The sequence below is a fragment of the Rhizobium sp. C4 genome (genome assembly GCF_021026315.1).
Classification (GTDB): domain Bacteria; phylum Pseudomonadota; class Alphaproteobacteria; order Rhizobiales; family Rhizobiaceae; genus Ensifer_A.
Genome location: NZ_JAJNCX010000007.1, coordinates 211,702 through 226,026 on the forward strand (window position 1 = coordinate 211,702; position 14,325 = coordinate 226,026).

18 protein-coding genes are annotated in these 14,325 nt (G+C 59.4%); 14 read left to right on the forward strand and 4 right to left on the reverse strand.

The genetic code is table 11. From position 1 onward, the window contains the following. Window positions 1-14 precede the first annotated feature (14 nt). The 4 genes from serA (at window position 15) to LQK84_RS14495 (ending at window position 5,535) form a co-directional block, all read left to right on the forward strand. Window positions 15-1,610, forward strand: coding sequence for a phosphoglycerate dehydrogenase (gene serA, locus LQK84_RS14480; RefSeq protein WP_230829429.1), 1,596 nt, complete (start codon window positions 15-17; stop codon window positions 1,608-1,610). A gap of 305 nt (window positions 1,611-1,915) precedes the next feature. Continuing rightward, entirely contained in the window at window positions 1,916-2,296 is a 381-nt protein-coding gene (locus tag LQK84_RS14485) for a response regulator (protein WP_230829430.1), read from the forward strand. After that, window positions 2,297-2,863, forward strand: a complete 567-nt coding sequence (locus tag LQK84_RS14490) for a biliverdin-producing heme oxygenase (protein WP_230829431.1) — start codon at window positions 2,297-2,299, stop codon at window positions 2,861-2,863. It abuts the gene before it with no gap. Window positions 2,864-2,982: 119 nt separating this feature from the next. Next, a complete protein-coding gene (locus LQK84_RS14495; protein ID WP_269072076.1) occupies window positions 2,983-5,535 on the forward strand; it encodes an HWE histidine kinase domain-containing protein in 2,553 nt (850 codons plus the stop codon). A 149-nt stretch (window positions 5,536-5,684) separates the two neighbouring features. On the opposite strand, the gene LQK84_RS14500 is transcribed toward LQK84_RS14495, so the two are convergent. Next, complete coding sequence (locus tag LQK84_RS14500) at window positions 5,685-6,035, reverse strand: flagellar export protein FliJ (protein ID WP_230829433.1); 351 nt, start codon at window positions 6,033-6,035, stop codon at window positions 5,685-5,687. 445 nt (window positions 6,036-6,480) lie between these two features. On the opposite strand from LQK84_RS14500, the gene ctrA reads away from it, so the two are divergent. Continuing rightward, entirely contained in the window at window positions 6,481-7,185 is a 705-nt protein-coding gene (gene ctrA, locus LQK84_RS14505) for a response regulator transcription factor CtrA (RefSeq protein WP_109856845.1), read from the forward strand. 75 nt (window positions 7,186-7,260) lie between these two features. On the opposite strand, the gene LQK84_RS14510 is transcribed toward ctrA, so the two are convergent. Genes LQK84_RS14510 through mnmD form a run of 3 tightly spaced genes read right to left on the reverse strand, consistent with a single transcriptional unit; the run spans window position 7,261 to window position 8,473 of the window. Beyond that, window positions 7,261-7,551: a type II toxin-antitoxin system RelE/ParE family toxin gene (locus LQK84_RS14510; protein WP_230829434.1), complete on the reverse strand. Its 291-nt coding sequence runs from the start codon at window positions 7,549-7,551 to the stop codon at window positions 7,261-7,263. Next, entirely contained in the window at window positions 7,544-7,726 is a 183-nt protein-coding gene (locus LQK84_RS14515; RefSeq protein WP_230829435.1) for a hypothetical protein, read from the reverse strand. Before LQK84_RS14515 ends, LQK84_RS14510 begins: the two co-directional genes overlap by 8 nt. Window positions 7,727-7,738: 12 nt before the next feature. After that, complete coding sequence (gene mnmD, locus LQK84_RS14520; protein ID WP_230829436.1) at window positions 7,739-8,473, reverse strand: tRNA (5-methylaminomethyl-2-thiouridine)(34)-methyltransferase MnmD; 735 nt, start codon at window positions 8,471-8,473, stop codon at window positions 7,739-7,741. Between mnmD and LQK84_RS14525 the strand changes: the two genes are divergently transcribed. From LQK84_RS14525 to LQK84_RS14565, 9 genes are all read left to right on the forward strand, one after another. Next, window positions 8,472-9,647 carry an NAD(P)/FAD-dependent oxidoreductase gene (locus LQK84_RS14525; RefSeq protein ID WP_230829437.1) on the forward strand — a complete coding sequence of 392 codons (1,176 nt, stop codon included), beginning with the start codon at window positions 8,472-8,474 and terminating at the stop codon, window positions 9,645-9,647. The two genes, mnmD and LQK84_RS14525, sit on opposite strands and share 2 nt — an antisense overlap. Window positions 9,648-9,752: 105 nt before the next feature. After that, window positions 9,753-10,112 carry an STAS/SEC14 domain-containing protein gene (locus LQK84_RS14530; protein WP_230829438.1) on the forward strand — a complete coding sequence of 120 codons (360 nt, stop codon included), beginning with the start codon at window positions 9,753-9,755 and terminating at the stop codon, window positions 10,110-10,112. Between the two features lie 61 nt (window positions 10,113-10,173). Beyond that, window positions 10,174-11,130, forward strand: a complete 957-nt coding sequence (puuE, locus tag LQK84_RS14535) for an allantoinase PuuE (protein ID WP_230829439.1) — start codon at window positions 10,174-10,176, stop codon at window positions 11,128-11,130. 250 nt (window positions 11,131-11,380) lie between these two features. Next, entirely contained in the window at window positions 11,381-11,869 is a 489-nt protein-coding gene (gene uraD / locus LQK84_RS14540) for a 2-oxo-4-hydroxy-4-carboxy-5-ureidoimidazoline decarboxylase (RefSeq protein WP_230829485.1), read from the forward strand. Window positions 11,870-11,968: 99 nt separating this feature from the next. Beyond that, a complete protein-coding gene (locus tag LQK84_RS14545) occupies window positions 11,969-12,262 on the forward strand; it encodes a nucleotidyltransferase family protein (RefSeq protein WP_230829440.1) in 294 nt (97 codons plus the stop codon). After that, on the forward strand, window positions 12,259-12,612 hold the full coding sequence (locus LQK84_RS14550; protein WP_230829441.1) for a HepT-like ribonuclease domain-containing protein: 354 nt from the start codon (window positions 12,259-12,261) through the stop codon (window positions 12,610-12,612). Before LQK84_RS14545 ends, LQK84_RS14550 begins: the two co-directional genes overlap by 4 nt. Before the next feature lie 15 nt (window positions 12,613-12,627). After that, window positions 12,628-13,128 (forward strand): ureidoglycolate lyase, encoded by a 501-nt coding sequence (locus LQK84_RS14555; RefSeq protein WP_230829442.1) that lies wholly within the window; start codon window positions 12,628-12,630, stop codon window positions 13,126-13,128. Further along, window positions 13,125-13,481 (forward strand): hydroxyisourate hydrolase, encoded by a 357-nt coding sequence (gene uraH, locus LQK84_RS14560; RefSeq protein WP_112628036.1) that lies wholly within the window; start codon window positions 13,125-13,127, stop codon window positions 13,479-13,481. The genes LQK84_RS14555 and uraH overlap by 4 nt, the downstream gene beginning before the upstream one ends. A 3-nt stretch (window positions 13,482-13,484) precedes the next feature. After that, on the forward strand, window positions 13,485-14,225 hold the full coding sequence (locus LQK84_RS14565; protein ID WP_230829443.1) for a metallophosphoesterase family protein: 741 nt from the start codon (window positions 13,485-13,487) through the stop codon (window positions 14,223-14,225). Window positions 14,226-14,325 lie beyond the last annotated feature (100 nt).

Here is a 14,325-nt window from a genome sequence, read left to right on the forward strand (position 1 = left end):
CAGGAGGCCTCACCATGGCACCTCGCGTACTCGTATCTGACGAACTGTCGGAAACCGCCGTCCAGATCTTCCGCGATCGCGGCGTTGAAGTGGATTTCATGCCGAAGCTCGGCAAGGACAAGGAAAAGCTCCTCGAGCTCATCCCGCAATATGATGGTCTTGCCATCCGTTCGGCCACCAAGGCGACGGAAAAGCTGATCGAAGCCGCGACCAACCTCAAGGTCATCGGCCGCGCCGGCATCGGCGTCGACAACGTTGATATCCCGGCTGCGTCCAAGCGCGGTATCATCGTGATGAACACGCCCTTCGGCAACTCGATCACGACGGCTGAACATGCCATCGCGCTGATGTTTGCGGTTGCCCGCCAGCTGCCCGCAGCCGACACCTCGACGCAGGCCGGCAAGTGGGAAAAGTCGAAGTTCATGGGTGTCGAAATCACCGGCAAGACGCTCGGCGTCATCGGCGCCGGAAATATTGGCTCCATCGTCTGCGCCCGCGCCATTGGCCTCAAGATGAACGTCATTGCCTATGACCCCTTCCTGTCGAAGGAGCGCGCGCAGGAAATGGGCGTCGAGAAGGTCGAGCTGGACGAGCTGCTCGCCCGCGCCGACTTCATCACACTGCATGTGCCGATGACGGACAAGACGCGCGGCATCCTCAACAAGGAAGCGCTCGCCAAGACCAAGCCCGGCGTTCGCATCATCAACTGCGCCCGTGGTGGTCTGGTTGACGAGGCAGCGCTTGCCGAAGCAATCAAGGCTGGCCATGTCGCCGGTGCCGGCTTCGACGTGTTCGAGGTTGAGCCCGCGACCGAAAGCCCGCTCTTCGGTCTCGACAACGTTGTCTGCACGCCGCACCTCGGCGCATCGACCACGGAAGCCCAGGAAAACGTGGCGCTTCAGGTGGCCGAGCAGATGTCGGACTACCTCGTGAAGGGTGCCGTCTCCAACGCCATCAACATGCCGTCGATCACGGCGGAAGAAGCCCCGATCCTCAAGCCTTTCATCCGGCTTGCCGATTGCCTCGGCGCCTTCGTCGGTCAGGTCACCGAAGGTCCGATCAAGGAAATCGAGATCCTGTTCGATGGCGTCACCGCCACGATGAACACCAGGGCGCTGACGAGCGCGCTGCTGGCCGGTCTCATCCGTCCGCAGGTTTCCGACGTGAACATGGTTTCGGCACCGATCATGATCAAGGAAAAGGGCATCATCGTTTCCGAGGTCAAGCGCGACAAGACGGGCGTCTATGACGGCTATATCAAGCTGACGGTGACGACCGAGACGCAGACACGCTCCGTCGCCGGCACGGTCTTCTCCGACGGCAAGCCGCGCTTCATCCAGATCAAGGGCATCAACATGGACGCCGATGTCGGCGCCAACATGATCTACATCGCCAACACCGACGTTCCCGGCATGATTGGCTTCATGGGCACGACGCTCGGCGAGGGCGGCGTGAACATCGCCAACTTCCAGCTCGGCCGCGACAAGCAGGGTGGCGACGCCATCGCGCTTCTCTATGTCGACGAAAAGGTGAAGCCGCAAGTTCTGGCCAAGTTGACCGCCCACCCGGCGATCCGCCAGGCCAAGCCCTTGGCGTTCAACGTCGATTGATCGACCTTGCCTTTGTTGCAGACGTTGCCCGGGTGTTTGCACACCCGGGTTTTCTGTATCTTCAAGCGGGGTTGCGGGTCTGAATATGTCCCGGTTTTCTACTTGTTAGGTGGTCAATTGAATTACTTTCAGGTCTCAAAAGTTAAATTCTGTTAATTATTTATTTGTTTACATTTATTAATTTACTTGACCTTCCGAGCCGGAATTATTTCTTTCTTTTCTGGAACTTATTTTCGACGCGTCCGTTTTCTAGTCGAGCTGTGAAGCGAAAGAATGGTATGTGAGCCCGTCAGGGAGTGGTGTTTATGAAACTTCTGAAGTCCAGTGTCTTGATCGTGGAAGACGAGCCACTGATCGCGTGGATGCTCGAGGATGTGGTGAGCTCCCTCGGGCTTGATGTCATAGGGCCGTTTCCGTCGATCAAGCAGGCCTCGTCCTATCTTCAGGATGTCACCCCCGAGATTGCGCTTCTGGACGTGAACCTGATCGACGGCGAGATCTATCCTGTTGCGGATCAGCTTGAGGGGCGAAAGGTCCCGCTGATATTTCACACTGCAAATGTAAAAGGCGACGATCTTGCGGTGCGCTACGAGGGCGCGCAGGTGATCATGAAGCCGTCCGACCCGCAGCGTCTGCGACAGGCTATCGACGCTGCCCGCGATGCGTCCGCTGGGATGCCTGCATAAATGACCGGAGCCACCCTTTCGACGGCTTCGTCGAGCAATGAACTGTTGAAAGAGATCCGTGCGCGCACGGTAGACCTTCATCGCGCTCTTGATGAGAAAGTGGCGGACAGATCGGTTCTCAGCGAAGAAGGCTATGTCCGTTTCCTGACGATGCATGCACGCATCATCCCGGCTGCGGAGACGTGGCTTGCCGGCCGGCGCGAGTTCCTTGAGATTCCGGACGCCAAAGACCGCCTGCGCAACGGCTCGCTTCAGAGCGATTTCTGCGCACTCGGGATCCCCATGCCGGCAGTCGAAAACATGTCTTTTTTAAATGAAAAGACATCCGTGGCTGGTATCTGTTACGTCCTTGAAGGCTCGCGTCTCGGCGGAGCCTATCTCGCCTCGTTGATTGGACAGGGCGGGGCTCGACATCCGGTGAATTTTCTTTGCCAGGGCAGGGAAAGACCGTTGTGGAGAACTTTCCTCGATTGGCTCTCGTCACTCGAGCAATCGCGAGCGAATATTGATGGCGCCGCGGATGCTGCAGAAAACATGTTCCGGACGTATTTGTCGGTGTTGGACTAGAGAATGCCGGTCGGATGGCGGGGGCTGCTTTAGCGCCTGTACCGCGTGTTAACAGAATATAGAGCGCCTCCAACAATACTGGTTTCGCCGGAAGCGCTCTCGGGGGAATATGTTGCTAGATGGCCTATGACGTTGATTTGACTAATTGCGACGCGGAGCCGATTCACCTTTTAGGGCGCGTCCAGAAATTCGGATATCTCTTGGCCGTCGATAGTGATTGGACCATTTCCTGGGCGTCCGAGAACATTGTCGAGATTTCCGGTGAAGCGGCCATCGATCTTCTGGGACAGCCGGCCGATGTATTGCTGCCACGCGAGGCCATACACTCCATTCGCAATCGCCTGCAATTTCTGCGGCCGAAGCGCGGCGTCGAAGTCATCTATGGGGTCGAACTCAAGACGACGCACAGTGCCTTTGACGTATCGGTCCACATTTCCGGCGGTCAGATCGTCATGGAGTTCGAACCGGCCGACGCGCTCGACAGCATGTCGACGGATCTCACCAATGTCAGAACCGCGATCGACCAGATTGCCGATCTACCGTCGCTGCAGGCGGTGTACAAGCACACCGTTCGTTTTGTTCGCATGGTGCTCGGGTTCGACCGGGTCATGCTGTATCAGTTCCAGCACGATGCCAGCGGGCAGGTCGTTGCGGAAGCCGTTCGGTATGGCAAGGACCCTTTTCTCAACCTTCGCTATCCGGCCAGTGATATCCCGAAACAGGCGCGCGCACTCTACGTCGAGAACCCGATCCGGCTGATTGCCGACGTGGACGACGAAGGCGCACCGATCATCGGTCGCGCCTCCACGGCCGAGGCGGGCGTTCTTGATCTGTCAGGCAGCCGGCTCCGATCTGTCTCGCCCATCCATATCGAATATCTCCGAAACATGGGCGTGGCATCGTCGATGTCGATTTCAATTGTCGTGAACGGGCAATTGTGGGGTCTCATCGCCTGCCATCATGACACGCCGCATCGGCCTTCGATGAGCCAGCGCAACTCGGCGCTTCTCTTCGGGCAGATGCTCTCGCTCATCATCCAGATGCGGGAAGGCGCCGAGGAGAAGGCGAGCGATACGCTGGTCTTCGAGATTACGACCAGGATCACACGTGACGTTGCGGCCGGCGCCGCGGTCTTCGATGTGCTGCTATCGACCGCCGGAAGCTTCATGGACCTGCTCAAGGCAGATGGCTATGCGGTTGTTCACGATGATGCGATTGTTCTGCAGGGAAGCGCGCCCTGCACGGTCGACGTGCAGCATATCTGCGCGCTCCTGAATGGTTTGCCCGGTAACAAGGTCTTTGAAACCGACAGCCTTGTCAGCTTCATGCCGGACGCCGGCGCTTTCGCGGACGTGGCGTCCGGTGTGCTTTCCATTCCGATTTCTCGATCACCGCGCGACTACGTTCTCTTCTTCCGCAACGAGCAGGTGCGGCAGGTCAAGTGGGCAGGGGACCCGCGGAAACCGGTGACCCTTGGTCCGAATGGCGCGCGTCTTACCCCGCGCAAGAGTTTCGAGGCGTGGCAGGAAACCGTGCTTTGTCGAAGCATTCCGTGGAGCGCACGCGACGTTCGCACCGCTGTCCAGATGCGGGTCATGCTGCTTGAAATCGTGCTTAGCCTGACGGACGAGGCCCGGCGGGAAAAGAAGGTTGCTGCTGAACGGCAGGAGCTTTTGATCGCAGAACTCAATCACCGTGTTCGCAACATTCTCGGTCTGGTTCGCGGGCTTATCTCACAGACGAACAGCGGCAGTGACACGACCACCGAATTCGTCCGCAAGCTCGATAGCCGGGTGCAATCGCTGGCGCGCGCGCATGACCACATCACCCGGCAGAACTGGTCGGCCGTTTCTTTGCGGCAGCTCCTGGAAACGGAAGCCGAGACCTATCTGATCGACAGAAGGGAACGGGTGATCCTGACCGGGCCGAATGTCATGCTGGAACCGCAAGCCTATTCCTCCATGGCGCTCGTGATGCACGAGATGCTCACGAACTCGGCGAAATACGGCGCCCTGTCCGACAAATCCGGCCGCGTCGAGATCGGTCTTTCGATCACGGATGCGGGCAGCCTCGCCATCAATTGGCGTGAGGTCGGTGGTCCGGCGGTGACGCCGCCCAAACGTCGCGGTTTCGGTTCGACGATCGTCGAGCGGACAGTTCCGTTTGAACTCGGCGGCGAAACCAACATCGTCTACGACCCTGCCGGCGTCCTGGCCTATTTCGAGCTTCCCGGCCACAATTTCAGTCTGGATCCGGGCGGGGTCGAGGAACGAAGAAAGGAGACGGTGGTCTCGCCCAACGGGTTCGAACCCGTGTCCTGTGTTCTCGTCGTTGAAGACAACCTCATCATTGGTCTGGAAGCCGAGGAGATTTTCCAGTCCCTGGGGGCTGCGGAGGTGGTTGTTGCGCCGAACGTCAAGGGCGCCCTGCAGGCGATCGAAAGCACCTCAAGGCCTTTCGATTTCGCGCTGCTCGACATCAATCTCGGCGCAGATACGAGTTTCGATATTGGCCGCCGGCTGCGTGAACTCGGCGTTCCGTTCGCATTTGCCTCGGGCTACGGCGATAGTGCGCGCTTGCCGGATGATCTGAGCGACACCATCAATATTGGCAAGCCGTATGACACGGATGCCATCAGGTCGCTCTTGGCGGAAATCCGGCCGCAATCCTGAATTAAGGAAGACAGCAACAAGAAAAACGGGGCGCTGACCAGCACCCCGGCTCCCTGGAGACGCATCTTCATCCAGAATAAGCGTGACCCCGCGCAAACGCCTGACGCCAGGCGCTTGCGTAGGGTCGGCTCAGTTGTTGCCGGTCGCTGTCAGGCGCGCAGGCGTGCGGCCGTGTCGCGTTCTTCCAGCGCTGCCGCCTTGCTGTATTCGGCTTCCGCCTCTTCCAGCGCCAGTTCGGCGGCGTCCTGTTGCACCTTCAGTTCCTTGATCGACCCGAGCAGATTGTCGGCACGCTGACGCGCCGCCTTGGCGAAGGTCGGATAGGCAAAGTGATTCGGGTCGGTGATTCCCGATTTCTTCTCCTCGAAGGCGATTTGCGCCTCGAGATCCCTGATCATCCGTTCGAAATCCGCCATCATCATCTGTAACTGGTTCAATTGGCGGCGCTTTTCGTTAACCTGAAAGTTTTTCAGGCGAACGAGGCTCTCACGTGACTTCATTACGCAATACTCCCGTGAAGTGAGACCTTCTGGGTTATGGACGCCATGATGGCGCAGCAATTCCCGGCGATAAGCGAAAAATCCGCGGCAATCTTAATGAATTCCTACCGCTGGTAACCATTCGTTTACGGCCATGGTGAATGATAAACGGGATGATTTAAGGGTCAGTAAACGACAAGGGCAAAAAACACCCACGTCTCATTGCTGAGTCCAAAGAGTCGGTTAAAGGGATTTCTTAACGTTGAAAGTTAGAATCTCTTAATCCGATTTCTTATGAAAATCAGGGGGCTGAGAAATTTCTTTAACGATTCCGATACATCTTGCCATGGTGAATCAGAATTTGTTAACCATTTCGTGGCAGCTTCAAATCAGGCAACGACTGGATCCGTATCGCGTGGGGCAGCCGACGAGGGACCTTTAGAGCGGCGGAAAAGGGGACAAGAGAATGCGGGTTCTACTTATTGAAGACGACAGCGCCACCGCGCAGAGCATCGAACTGATGCTCAAATCCGAGAATTTCAACGTCTACACCACCGATCTCGGTGAAGAAGGCGTCGATCTCGGCAAGCTTTATGACTACGACATTATTCTTCTCGATCTCAACCTTCCCGACATGTCCGGCTATGAAGTGCTTCGCACGCTTCGCCTGTCCAAGGTGAAGACGCCAATCCTGATCCTCTCCGGCATGGCCGGCATCGAGGACAAGGTTCGCGGTCTCGGCTTCGGCGCCGACGACTACATGACAAAGCCCTTCCACAAGGACGAACTGGTTGCCCGCATCCACGCCATCGTTCGTCGTTCAAAGGGTCATGCCCAGTCGGTTATCGCGACCGGCGACCTGATCGTGAACCTCGACGCCAAGACGGTTGAAGTCGGCGGCCAGCGCGTTCACCTGACGGGCAAGGAATACCAGATGCTGGAGCTGCTTTCGCTCCGCAAGGGTACGACGCTGACGAAGGAAATGTTCCTCAATCATCTCTATGGCGGGATGGACGAGCCGGAACTGAAGATCATCGACGTCTTCATCTGCAAGCTGCGCAAGAAGCTCGCCAATGCTGCCGGCGGCGCCAACTACATCGAAACCGTCTGGGGCCGCGGCTATGTGCTGCGCGAGCCCGATGGCAATTCGGACTATCTCGAAACCGCCTGATTGGTTTCAAGCACCCGCACAGTTCCAAAGGCCTGCCGGCGACGGCGGGCCTTGTTGTTTTGGCGGTTATGAAGATCAGTCCAGCCAGTGGTTGGGGTCGCGCAAGCCGTTTACGATTGCCACGACCAATATTCCATATGAGGCGGGTTCGTAGATCGCAACGTAGCGCCCTTCGATCAAAAGCCGCACATCCCGGCCGATTTCCGGTCTTGCCGGTCCCATACGTGGGTAAAGGGTGGCGGTCTCGAAGCGGTCGAACAGTTTCAGCAGCAATCGGTCTGCGGCAGGCTCGTTTTCAGCCGCTATGCCTTGCCACATATCCTTGAGGTCTTGCTTCGCGCGCGGCGTAAGCCGGTATTCAGCCACGGCTGTCGCGTTCCGCCTTCAGCGCCTTGAGAAACTCTTCGGGACGAACCACATCGCCGTCACCGCTGGCTTTGCCCTCGAAATAGGCTTCGCGCAGCCGCGAGATATCCGCCGTGAGGTCAGATGTGGCCTCACGCAAAGCCTTGGACTTGGATATCGATCGTGTGGCAACCATGGATGAAGTTTATCATCGAGGGGGCGTCTTCGCAAATCCATAAAGCATCTCGCGCTTGCCCGCGAAGCCCGGCCGCCGAAGCACGGTGAAACCTGCGCCCTGCAGATTGCGACGGACGAAACCGGCAGCGGCATAGGTGGCGAAGGTGCCGTTGTCGGTCGTATGGGTATGGAGTGCCTGCATGATTTCCGGCGACCACATGTCCGGATTGCGCGAGGGCGCGAAGCCGTCGAGATACCAGGCGTCGAAGGTCCGGCTGCTGGTCTCGATGCTGGCGCGCGCCGGGCCGCAGACGACGGAGAGGCGGACATTGTCGCCGAATTCAAGTGTTACCGTTCCTGCCGGGGTGTCGGGCCAGCGGGCCGTGAGCGCGTCGCGCTCGGCCTCCAGCAATGGCCAGCGGGAGAGAGCCTTGGCGATGCTGTCCCGCTCCATCGGGTAAAGTTCGAAGGAGATGAAATGCAGGCGCGCCGAAGCCGGCTTTTCGAACGCCTTCCATTGCCGAAGCGTTTCGCAGAAATTCAGGCCCGTGCCGAAGCCGAGCTCGCCGATCGTAAATTCGCCGCCTTCCGCCCAGCGCCCCGGCAGGCCATTGCCGTCGAGAAAGACATAGGCGCATTCGGCGCGGCCATCCTCGCGGCAATAAAAATGGTCGCCAAAGGCGGTCGAATAGGGCATATCGCCGTCGAGCCATTCGAGCGGCTGAGGCTTTCCGGCCTCGGGTTTTGCGGGAGTTTCCTTGTCCATGACCGAAGGCGATAAAGCGCCGAACACTGGCGGTCAATGGGGCCGTGCCGTCGATGTCCTGATCATTGGCGGCGGAGTGATGGGGCTTTGGGCCGCGCTGAAAGCGGGGCGGGCGGGTCTCGACGTCTTGCTCGTCGATGAGGGGAGGCTTGGACAGGGCGCCAGCCATGGCCATCTCGGTGCGTTGATGGCGCATATGCCGGACAAGTGGAACGAAAAGAAGCAGTTTCAGTTTGACGCGCTCCTGTCCCTGGAGGCCGAGGTTGGCGCGCTTGAGGCTGCGACCGGCCTCTCCACCGGCTATGCCCGCGCCGGCCGCCTGATCCCCTTGCCCAAGCCGCATCTGCGCGACATTGCGCTTCGCCACGAAGTGGACGCGCGGGCGAATTGGCGGGCGAGTGACGGTCGAACCTTCGAGTGGCGTGTGACGGACGCGCCGTCGGCACCTGGCTGGCCGCTGGCGGAGGGCATCGAGGGCGGCTTTGTGCTGGATACATTCGCGGCCCGCGCCAATCCGCGCGCCTTCACGGCGGTTCTGATTGATGCGCTGCGGCGCCTGCCGAATGTCACGGTGGTCGAGGGTATGGCGGTGATTGATCTGGATGCAGCAGCAGCTCGCGCCACGCTCTCCTCGGGCGAAACCGTGGCCTTCGGCCATGCCATCATCGCCGCCGGCTACAAGGCCTTCCCGATGCTGGAACGCCTGCTGCCGCCACGGGAAAAGCCGCTGGGCGTGCCTGTCAAAGGTCAGTCGGCGCTGCTCGCGGCGGAGATCGATCCCTCCCTGCCGCTGATCTTTCTCGACGGGCTCTATGTGGTGCCGCATGAGGGGGGCAGGGTTGCGATCGGCTCGACCAGCGAAAATGCGTTCGACGAACCATTCACGACGGATCACCAGCTGGATGATCTCATCGCGCGGGCGCGTGGGCTGGTGCCAGCGCTGGAGAGTGCCGCCGTCATTGATCGCTGGGCGGGGCTGCGGCCCAAGGCGGCGGCGCGCGATCCGCTGGTCGGGCCCTTGCCGGGTGCGGAGCGGATCATTGCGCTGACGGGCGGCTTCAAGGTTTCGTTCGGCATTGCGCATCGGTTGGCCGATGCCGCGCTGCAAGCCGTCCTCGGCACGGCCGAAGTCGCCATACCCAGGACATTCCGCGTTCCGCATCATCTGGCCTGATGCGCGCTTGTTCGAGATCAAGCCGCTTGGCTTGGGTTGAACTATTCTGCTTCCGTTGCGTTTGGACTCTCAGCTCAATCTGACGAGAAACGAAAGAAGCATTTCATGTTCACGCATCTGACCGACCTGCCGCCGGACATTCTGGGTTTCGAGGCGTGTGGAAAGCTGACCGCAGCGGATTACGAGACGGTGCTGATGCCGGCGATGGACGCAGCCGTGAAGAGCGGACCGGTCAGGCTGTTCTTCGTCATGCCGGACGGTTTCCACGGCATGGAAATGGCAGCGATGCTCGACGATCTCGCCTTCGGGCTCAAGCATTTTCGCGATTTCAAGAAGTTTGCCTTCGTGACGGACAATGCGACCATGGCGGGGCTGACGCGGAACTTCGCCTTCGTGATCCCGGTGGAAACCCGGGTTTTTTCGCTCGCCGAACGGAACGAGGCGATAAGCTGGCTTCAGGCTTGATCTGACCTTCGCAAACGCGAAATTCGCTCTGGACTGGCACGGCTGTTTGCAGTTTTCTGCGATGGCAGAAACCGCATCACATCCGAAGGCAGAACAGATGATTGTCGACGTCAAGACCTCCCGTGACCTCGTTGGCTATGGCCGCAACACCCCCGATCCGAAATGGCCGGGTGGCGCGCGCGTGGCCGTGCAGTTCGTGGTGAACTACGAGGAGGGCGGCGAGAGCTGCATTCTCGATGGCGATCCGGCGTCTGAATGCCTGCTCTCCGAAATTGTCGGGGCGGCTGCCTGGCCGAAGCAGCGTAACCTCAACATGGAGTCGATCTACGAATATGGCTCCCGCGCCGGCTTCTGGCGGCTCTACCGCATGTTCACGCAGCTGAATGTTCCGGTCACGGTCTATGGCGTGACGCTGGCCATGGCGCGCAATCCGGAAGCCGTGGCGGCCATGAACGAGGCCGGCTGGGAAATCGCCTCCCACGGCTATCGCTGGCTCGAATACAAGGATTTCCCGGAAGAGGTGGAGCGTGCCCATATCGCGGAAGCCGTGCGACTTCACACCGAGGTTGCCGGCTCGCGCCCGCTTGGCATGTATCAGGGCAAGCCGTCGGACAATACGTTGCGGCTCGTCATGGAGGAGGGGGGCTTCCGCTATTCCTCCGACAACTATTCCGACGATCTGCCGTTCTGGGTGCCGGGGATCGATGGCAAGCCGTTCCTGATCGTCCCCTACACGCTTGAAACCAACGACATGCGCTTTGCGACGCCGCAGGGCTTCAATTCGGGCGATCAGTTCTTCACCTATCTCAAGGATGCCTTCGACACGCTCTATGAAGAGGGCAAGGAAGGTGCGCCGAAGATGATGTCGATCGGCCTGCATTGCCGTCTTGTCGGCCGCCCCGGTCGCGCGGCGGCGCTGAAGCGCTTTGTCGAATATGTTCTGTCGCACGAAAAGGTCTGGGTGCCGCGCCGCATCGACATCGCCAACCACTGGTACGAACATCATCTGCCGAAGTGATCGCCGGCGCTTTCACAACGCTGTAACAGTCGCTCCTCATATTCTATGGGCGCGATGTGTCTTCGGCGAATGCTCGCCTTATGTGTGGGCCTCGCGCGGCAGAGTATTCAGGCCTTGATGTTGCAAGCCGATTTCAGCAGGCGAGCCGTCCGGTTGAACCCGGGCGGCTTTTTTTATGGTCCCCTGAATGAGCCCCCTTGAAAGGCATGGTTTGCGCTGGTCTATTGCGACGGAAATTCGGGAATGATGCATCGTGACCAAAGATGAATTCGTTGAGCGCTTCGGCGGCGTGTTTGAACACTCTCCCTGGGTGGCCGAGCGGGCCTATGGTGTCGGGATCGCCGAGCCGGTAACCGCGGCCAGCGTTCATGCTGCCATGACTGCCGCCTTTCGCGCGGCTTCGGAGGCTGAACGCCTTGCCGTGCTGCGAGCGCATCCAGATCTGGCCGGCAAGCTCGCCATTGCCGGTGAACTCACCGAAGACAGCCGCAAGGAACAGGCCGGCGCCGGGCTCGATCGCCTGAGTGCCGAAGAGCATGCGCGCTTCACCGCGCTCAACAACGCCTATGTGGAAAAATTCGGCTTTCCCTTCATCATCGCCGTGAAGGGGCTGAACAAGGACGACATTCTCTCGGCCTTTGAAACCCGTATCAACAACGATCGGGGCAGGGAATTTGCCACCGCGTCCGCGCAGGTGGAACGCATTGCGCTTCTCCGGCTGACAAGCATGCTTCCGTAAGGGAGCGGGCGGGTTTTCAATCTGCCTGGTGAGGCAAGGATGACGGGTCGTCTGATCTGCACTATATTGAAGGCCGACAAGGCTTCAGGGAGCACGGCCATGCGGCCATCCGAACTTGTAAGGTCGAAGGCCGCCGAAATCCGGGCGTTGACGGCGCGTTACCCGACGCTGGCGCATCCGCGCCTCTTCGGCTCGGCGGCGCGCGGCGATGACAGGCCGGATAGCGATGTCGATATTCTGGTCGATGCGCTGCCGGGGACGACGCTGTTTGATATCGGCGGATTGTTGAGCGACCTTGAGGATCTTCTCCAGACCAAGGTGGATGTCATGACGCCCGGAGATTTTCCGCCGCGCATCCGTCAGCAAGTGTTGAGCGAAGCCCGGCCGATATGACGAGGGAACGGCGACTTCCAGATTATGTTGCCGATATGCGCCTGGCTGCGTCCGATGCCGTGTCGTTTCTGGGCGGCATGAGTCTTCAAGCTTTCGAGGCTGACCGGAAGACTCAGAGGGCCGTCATCATGTGCCTGATCATTATCGGGGAGGCATCTGCGCGGATTGTCGAACGCCACCTCGATTTCGTTGACCATCATTCGTCGCTTCCGTGGCATGAGATGCGCGGCCTGCGAAACAGGATCGTTCACGGTTATTCCGGCATCAATCTGGAAATCGTGTATCAAACGGTCAGGACATCACTGCCGTCGCTGGTCGCACACTTGGACGGCATCAACGTTGAAGAGTAGCATCGGTAACCAGCCTTGAAACACATTCTCCCCATCCATCCCCTCACCAAATCCGCCTTCGCGCCCTTCGGTGATGTCATCGAGGCCGATCCTTCGACCATGCGGCTGATCAATGGCGGCACGACGGAGCGGTTTCATGCGCTGGCATCCGCTGAGGCGCTGGGCGAGGGGGCGAGCGTCATTCTGAATATTTTCCGGGGACAGCCGCGGGCGTTTCCCTATTCGGTCGACATGATGGAGCGGCATCCGTTTGGCAGCCAGTCGTTCTCGCCGCTATCCGGGCGGCCTTTCCTTGTTGTCGTGGCGGAGGATGAAGGTGGAAAGCCGGGTGTGCCGCAGGTCTTTCTGGCGGGCGCGCATCAGGGCGTGAACTATCGCGCCAAGACCTGGCATCATCCGCTGATGTCTCTTGGGCAGATCAGCGATTTTCTCGTTGTGGACCGGACCGGGCCCGGCAATAATCTCGAGGAATATTTCTATTCCGAACCCTTCATCATCGAGGAGCCCACGCCATGACCGGCCTCACCACGCATGTTCTCGACACCGCGCTCGGCAAGCCGGCTGAGGGGCTGACGATCGATCTGTTCAAGCTGGAGGCGCATGGTCCCGTTCGCATCAAGTCGGTTGTCACCAATTCGGATGGCCGTGTCGATGGCGGGCCGATGCTGATTGGCGAGAGCTTCCAGAAGGGGCAGTATGAGCTGCTTTTCCACGCCGGCGCCTATCTCAAGAAGACCGGCCAAGTTCTCGCCGATCCGCCGTTTCTCGATCTCGTGCCGATCCGTTTCGGCATTGCCGACACGAGCGCGCATTACCATGTGCCGCTGCTGATCTCGCCCTGGAGCTATTCGACCTATCGCGGGAGCTGAGCGATGCGTCTTGCCGTGATTGCCGATATCCATGGCAATGATCTGGCCTTGCAGGCGGTGCTTGTGGATATCGCGGCACAGGGGATCGAAGAGATCGTCAATCTCGGTGATTGCTTCAGCGGGCCGCTGGAGCCGGGCAAGGTCGCAGCGAGGCTTATGGCGCTCAAGATCCCGACCGTGCGCGGCAATCATGATCGCTATCTGATTGAGCAATCGCCGGATGCGATGTGGCCCTCCGACCGCATTGCCCATGGGGAAATGCTGCCGGCGCATCTCGACTGGATCAGGGCTCTGCCCGCCACGCATATCCATCGCGGCGAGTTCTATATGTGCCATGCAACGCCAGAGGATGATAATCGCTATTGGCTTGAGGAGGTTCTGGAAGATGGCTCCGTCAGGCGTAAGTCGCTGGCTGACATCGAGGCGCTGGCGGCGCGGATCGAGCAGCCGGTGATCCTCTTTGCCCATAGCCATCTGCCGGCGGTCTTGAGGCTTTCGGACGGACGGCTGATGGTCAATCCGGGCAGCGTTGGTTGTCCCGGTTATGACGATGTTGCTCCCTATCCGCACAAGATGGAGGCCGGGCATCCGCTGGCAAGCTATGCGATCGTGGACAAGAGCGCCGACGGCTATGCCGTCACCTTCCGAAACGTGCCTTACGATCACATGGCGATGTTGCGGCTGGCTGAAAGCTATGGCCGTCCGCAATGGGCGTCAGTGCTGGCGACAGGATGGCTGGAATAGAGAGTTTGCGCATAGCAAAAGCCGCGTGGCAGTACATCCGTGCTCACGCGGCTCTCATAAATCGGCGTAGAACACCGGATTGAGACCAGTGTGCGCTCAG

Excerpts from the sequence above, each read along its gene's own strand:
- serA (WP_230829429.1), top strand. The coding sequence starts at position 15 with ATGGCACCTCGCGTACTCGTATCTGACGAACTGTCGGAAACCGCCGTC.
- LQK84_RS14485 (WP_230829430.1), top strand. The coding sequence starts at position 1,916 with ATGAAACTTCTGAAGTCCAGTGTCTTGATCGTGGAAGACGAGCCACTG.
- LQK84_RS14490 (WP_230829431.1), top strand. The coding sequence starts at position 2,297 with ATGACCGGAGCCACCCTTTCGACGGCTTCGTCGAGCAATGAACTGTTG.
- LQK84_RS14495 (WP_269072076.1), top strand. The coding sequence starts at position 2,983 with ATGGCCTATGACGTTGATTTGACTAATTGCGACGCGGAGCCGATTCAC.
- LQK84_RS14500 (WP_230829433.1), bottom strand. The coding sequence starts at position 6,035 with ATGAAGTCACGTGAGAGCCTCGTTCGCCTGAAAAACTTTCAGGTTAAC.
- ctrA (WP_109856845.1), top strand. The coding sequence starts at position 6,481 with ATGCGGGTTCTACTTATTGAAGACGACAGCGCCACCGCGCAGAGCATC.
- LQK84_RS14515 (WP_230829435.1), bottom strand. The coding sequence starts at position 7,726 with ATGGTTGCCACACGATCGATATCCAAGTCCAAGGCTTTGCGTGAGGCC.
- LQK84_RS14525 (WP_230829437.1), top strand. The coding sequence starts at position 8,472 with ATGACCGAAGGCGATAAAGCGCCGAACACTGGCGGTCAATGGGGCCGT.
- mnmD (WP_230829436.1), bottom strand. The coding sequence starts at position 8,473 with ATGGACAAGGAAACTCCCGCAAAACCCGAGGCCGGAAAGCCTCAGCCG.
- LQK84_RS14530 (WP_230829438.1), top strand. The coding sequence starts at position 9,753 with ATGTTCACGCATCTGACCGACCTGCCGCCGGACATTCTGGGTTTCGAG.
- puuE (WP_230829439.1), top strand. The coding sequence starts at position 10,174 with ATGGCAGAAACCGCATCACATCCGAAGGCAGAACAGATGATTGTCGAC.
- LQK84_RS14545 (WP_230829440.1), top strand. The coding sequence starts at position 11,969 with ATGCGGCCATCCGAACTTGTAAGGTCGAAGGCCGCCGAAATCCGGGCG.
- LQK84_RS14550 (WP_230829441.1), top strand. The coding sequence starts at position 12,259 with ATGACGAGGGAACGGCGACTTCCAGATTATGTTGCCGATATGCGCCTG.
- uraH (WP_112628036.1), top strand. The coding sequence starts at position 13,125 with ATGACCGGCCTCACCACGCATGTTCTCGACACCGCGCTCGGCAAGCCG.
- LQK84_RS14565 (WP_230829443.1), top strand. The coding sequence starts at position 13,485 with ATGCGTCTTGCCGTGATTGCCGATATCCATGGCAATGATCTGGCCTTG.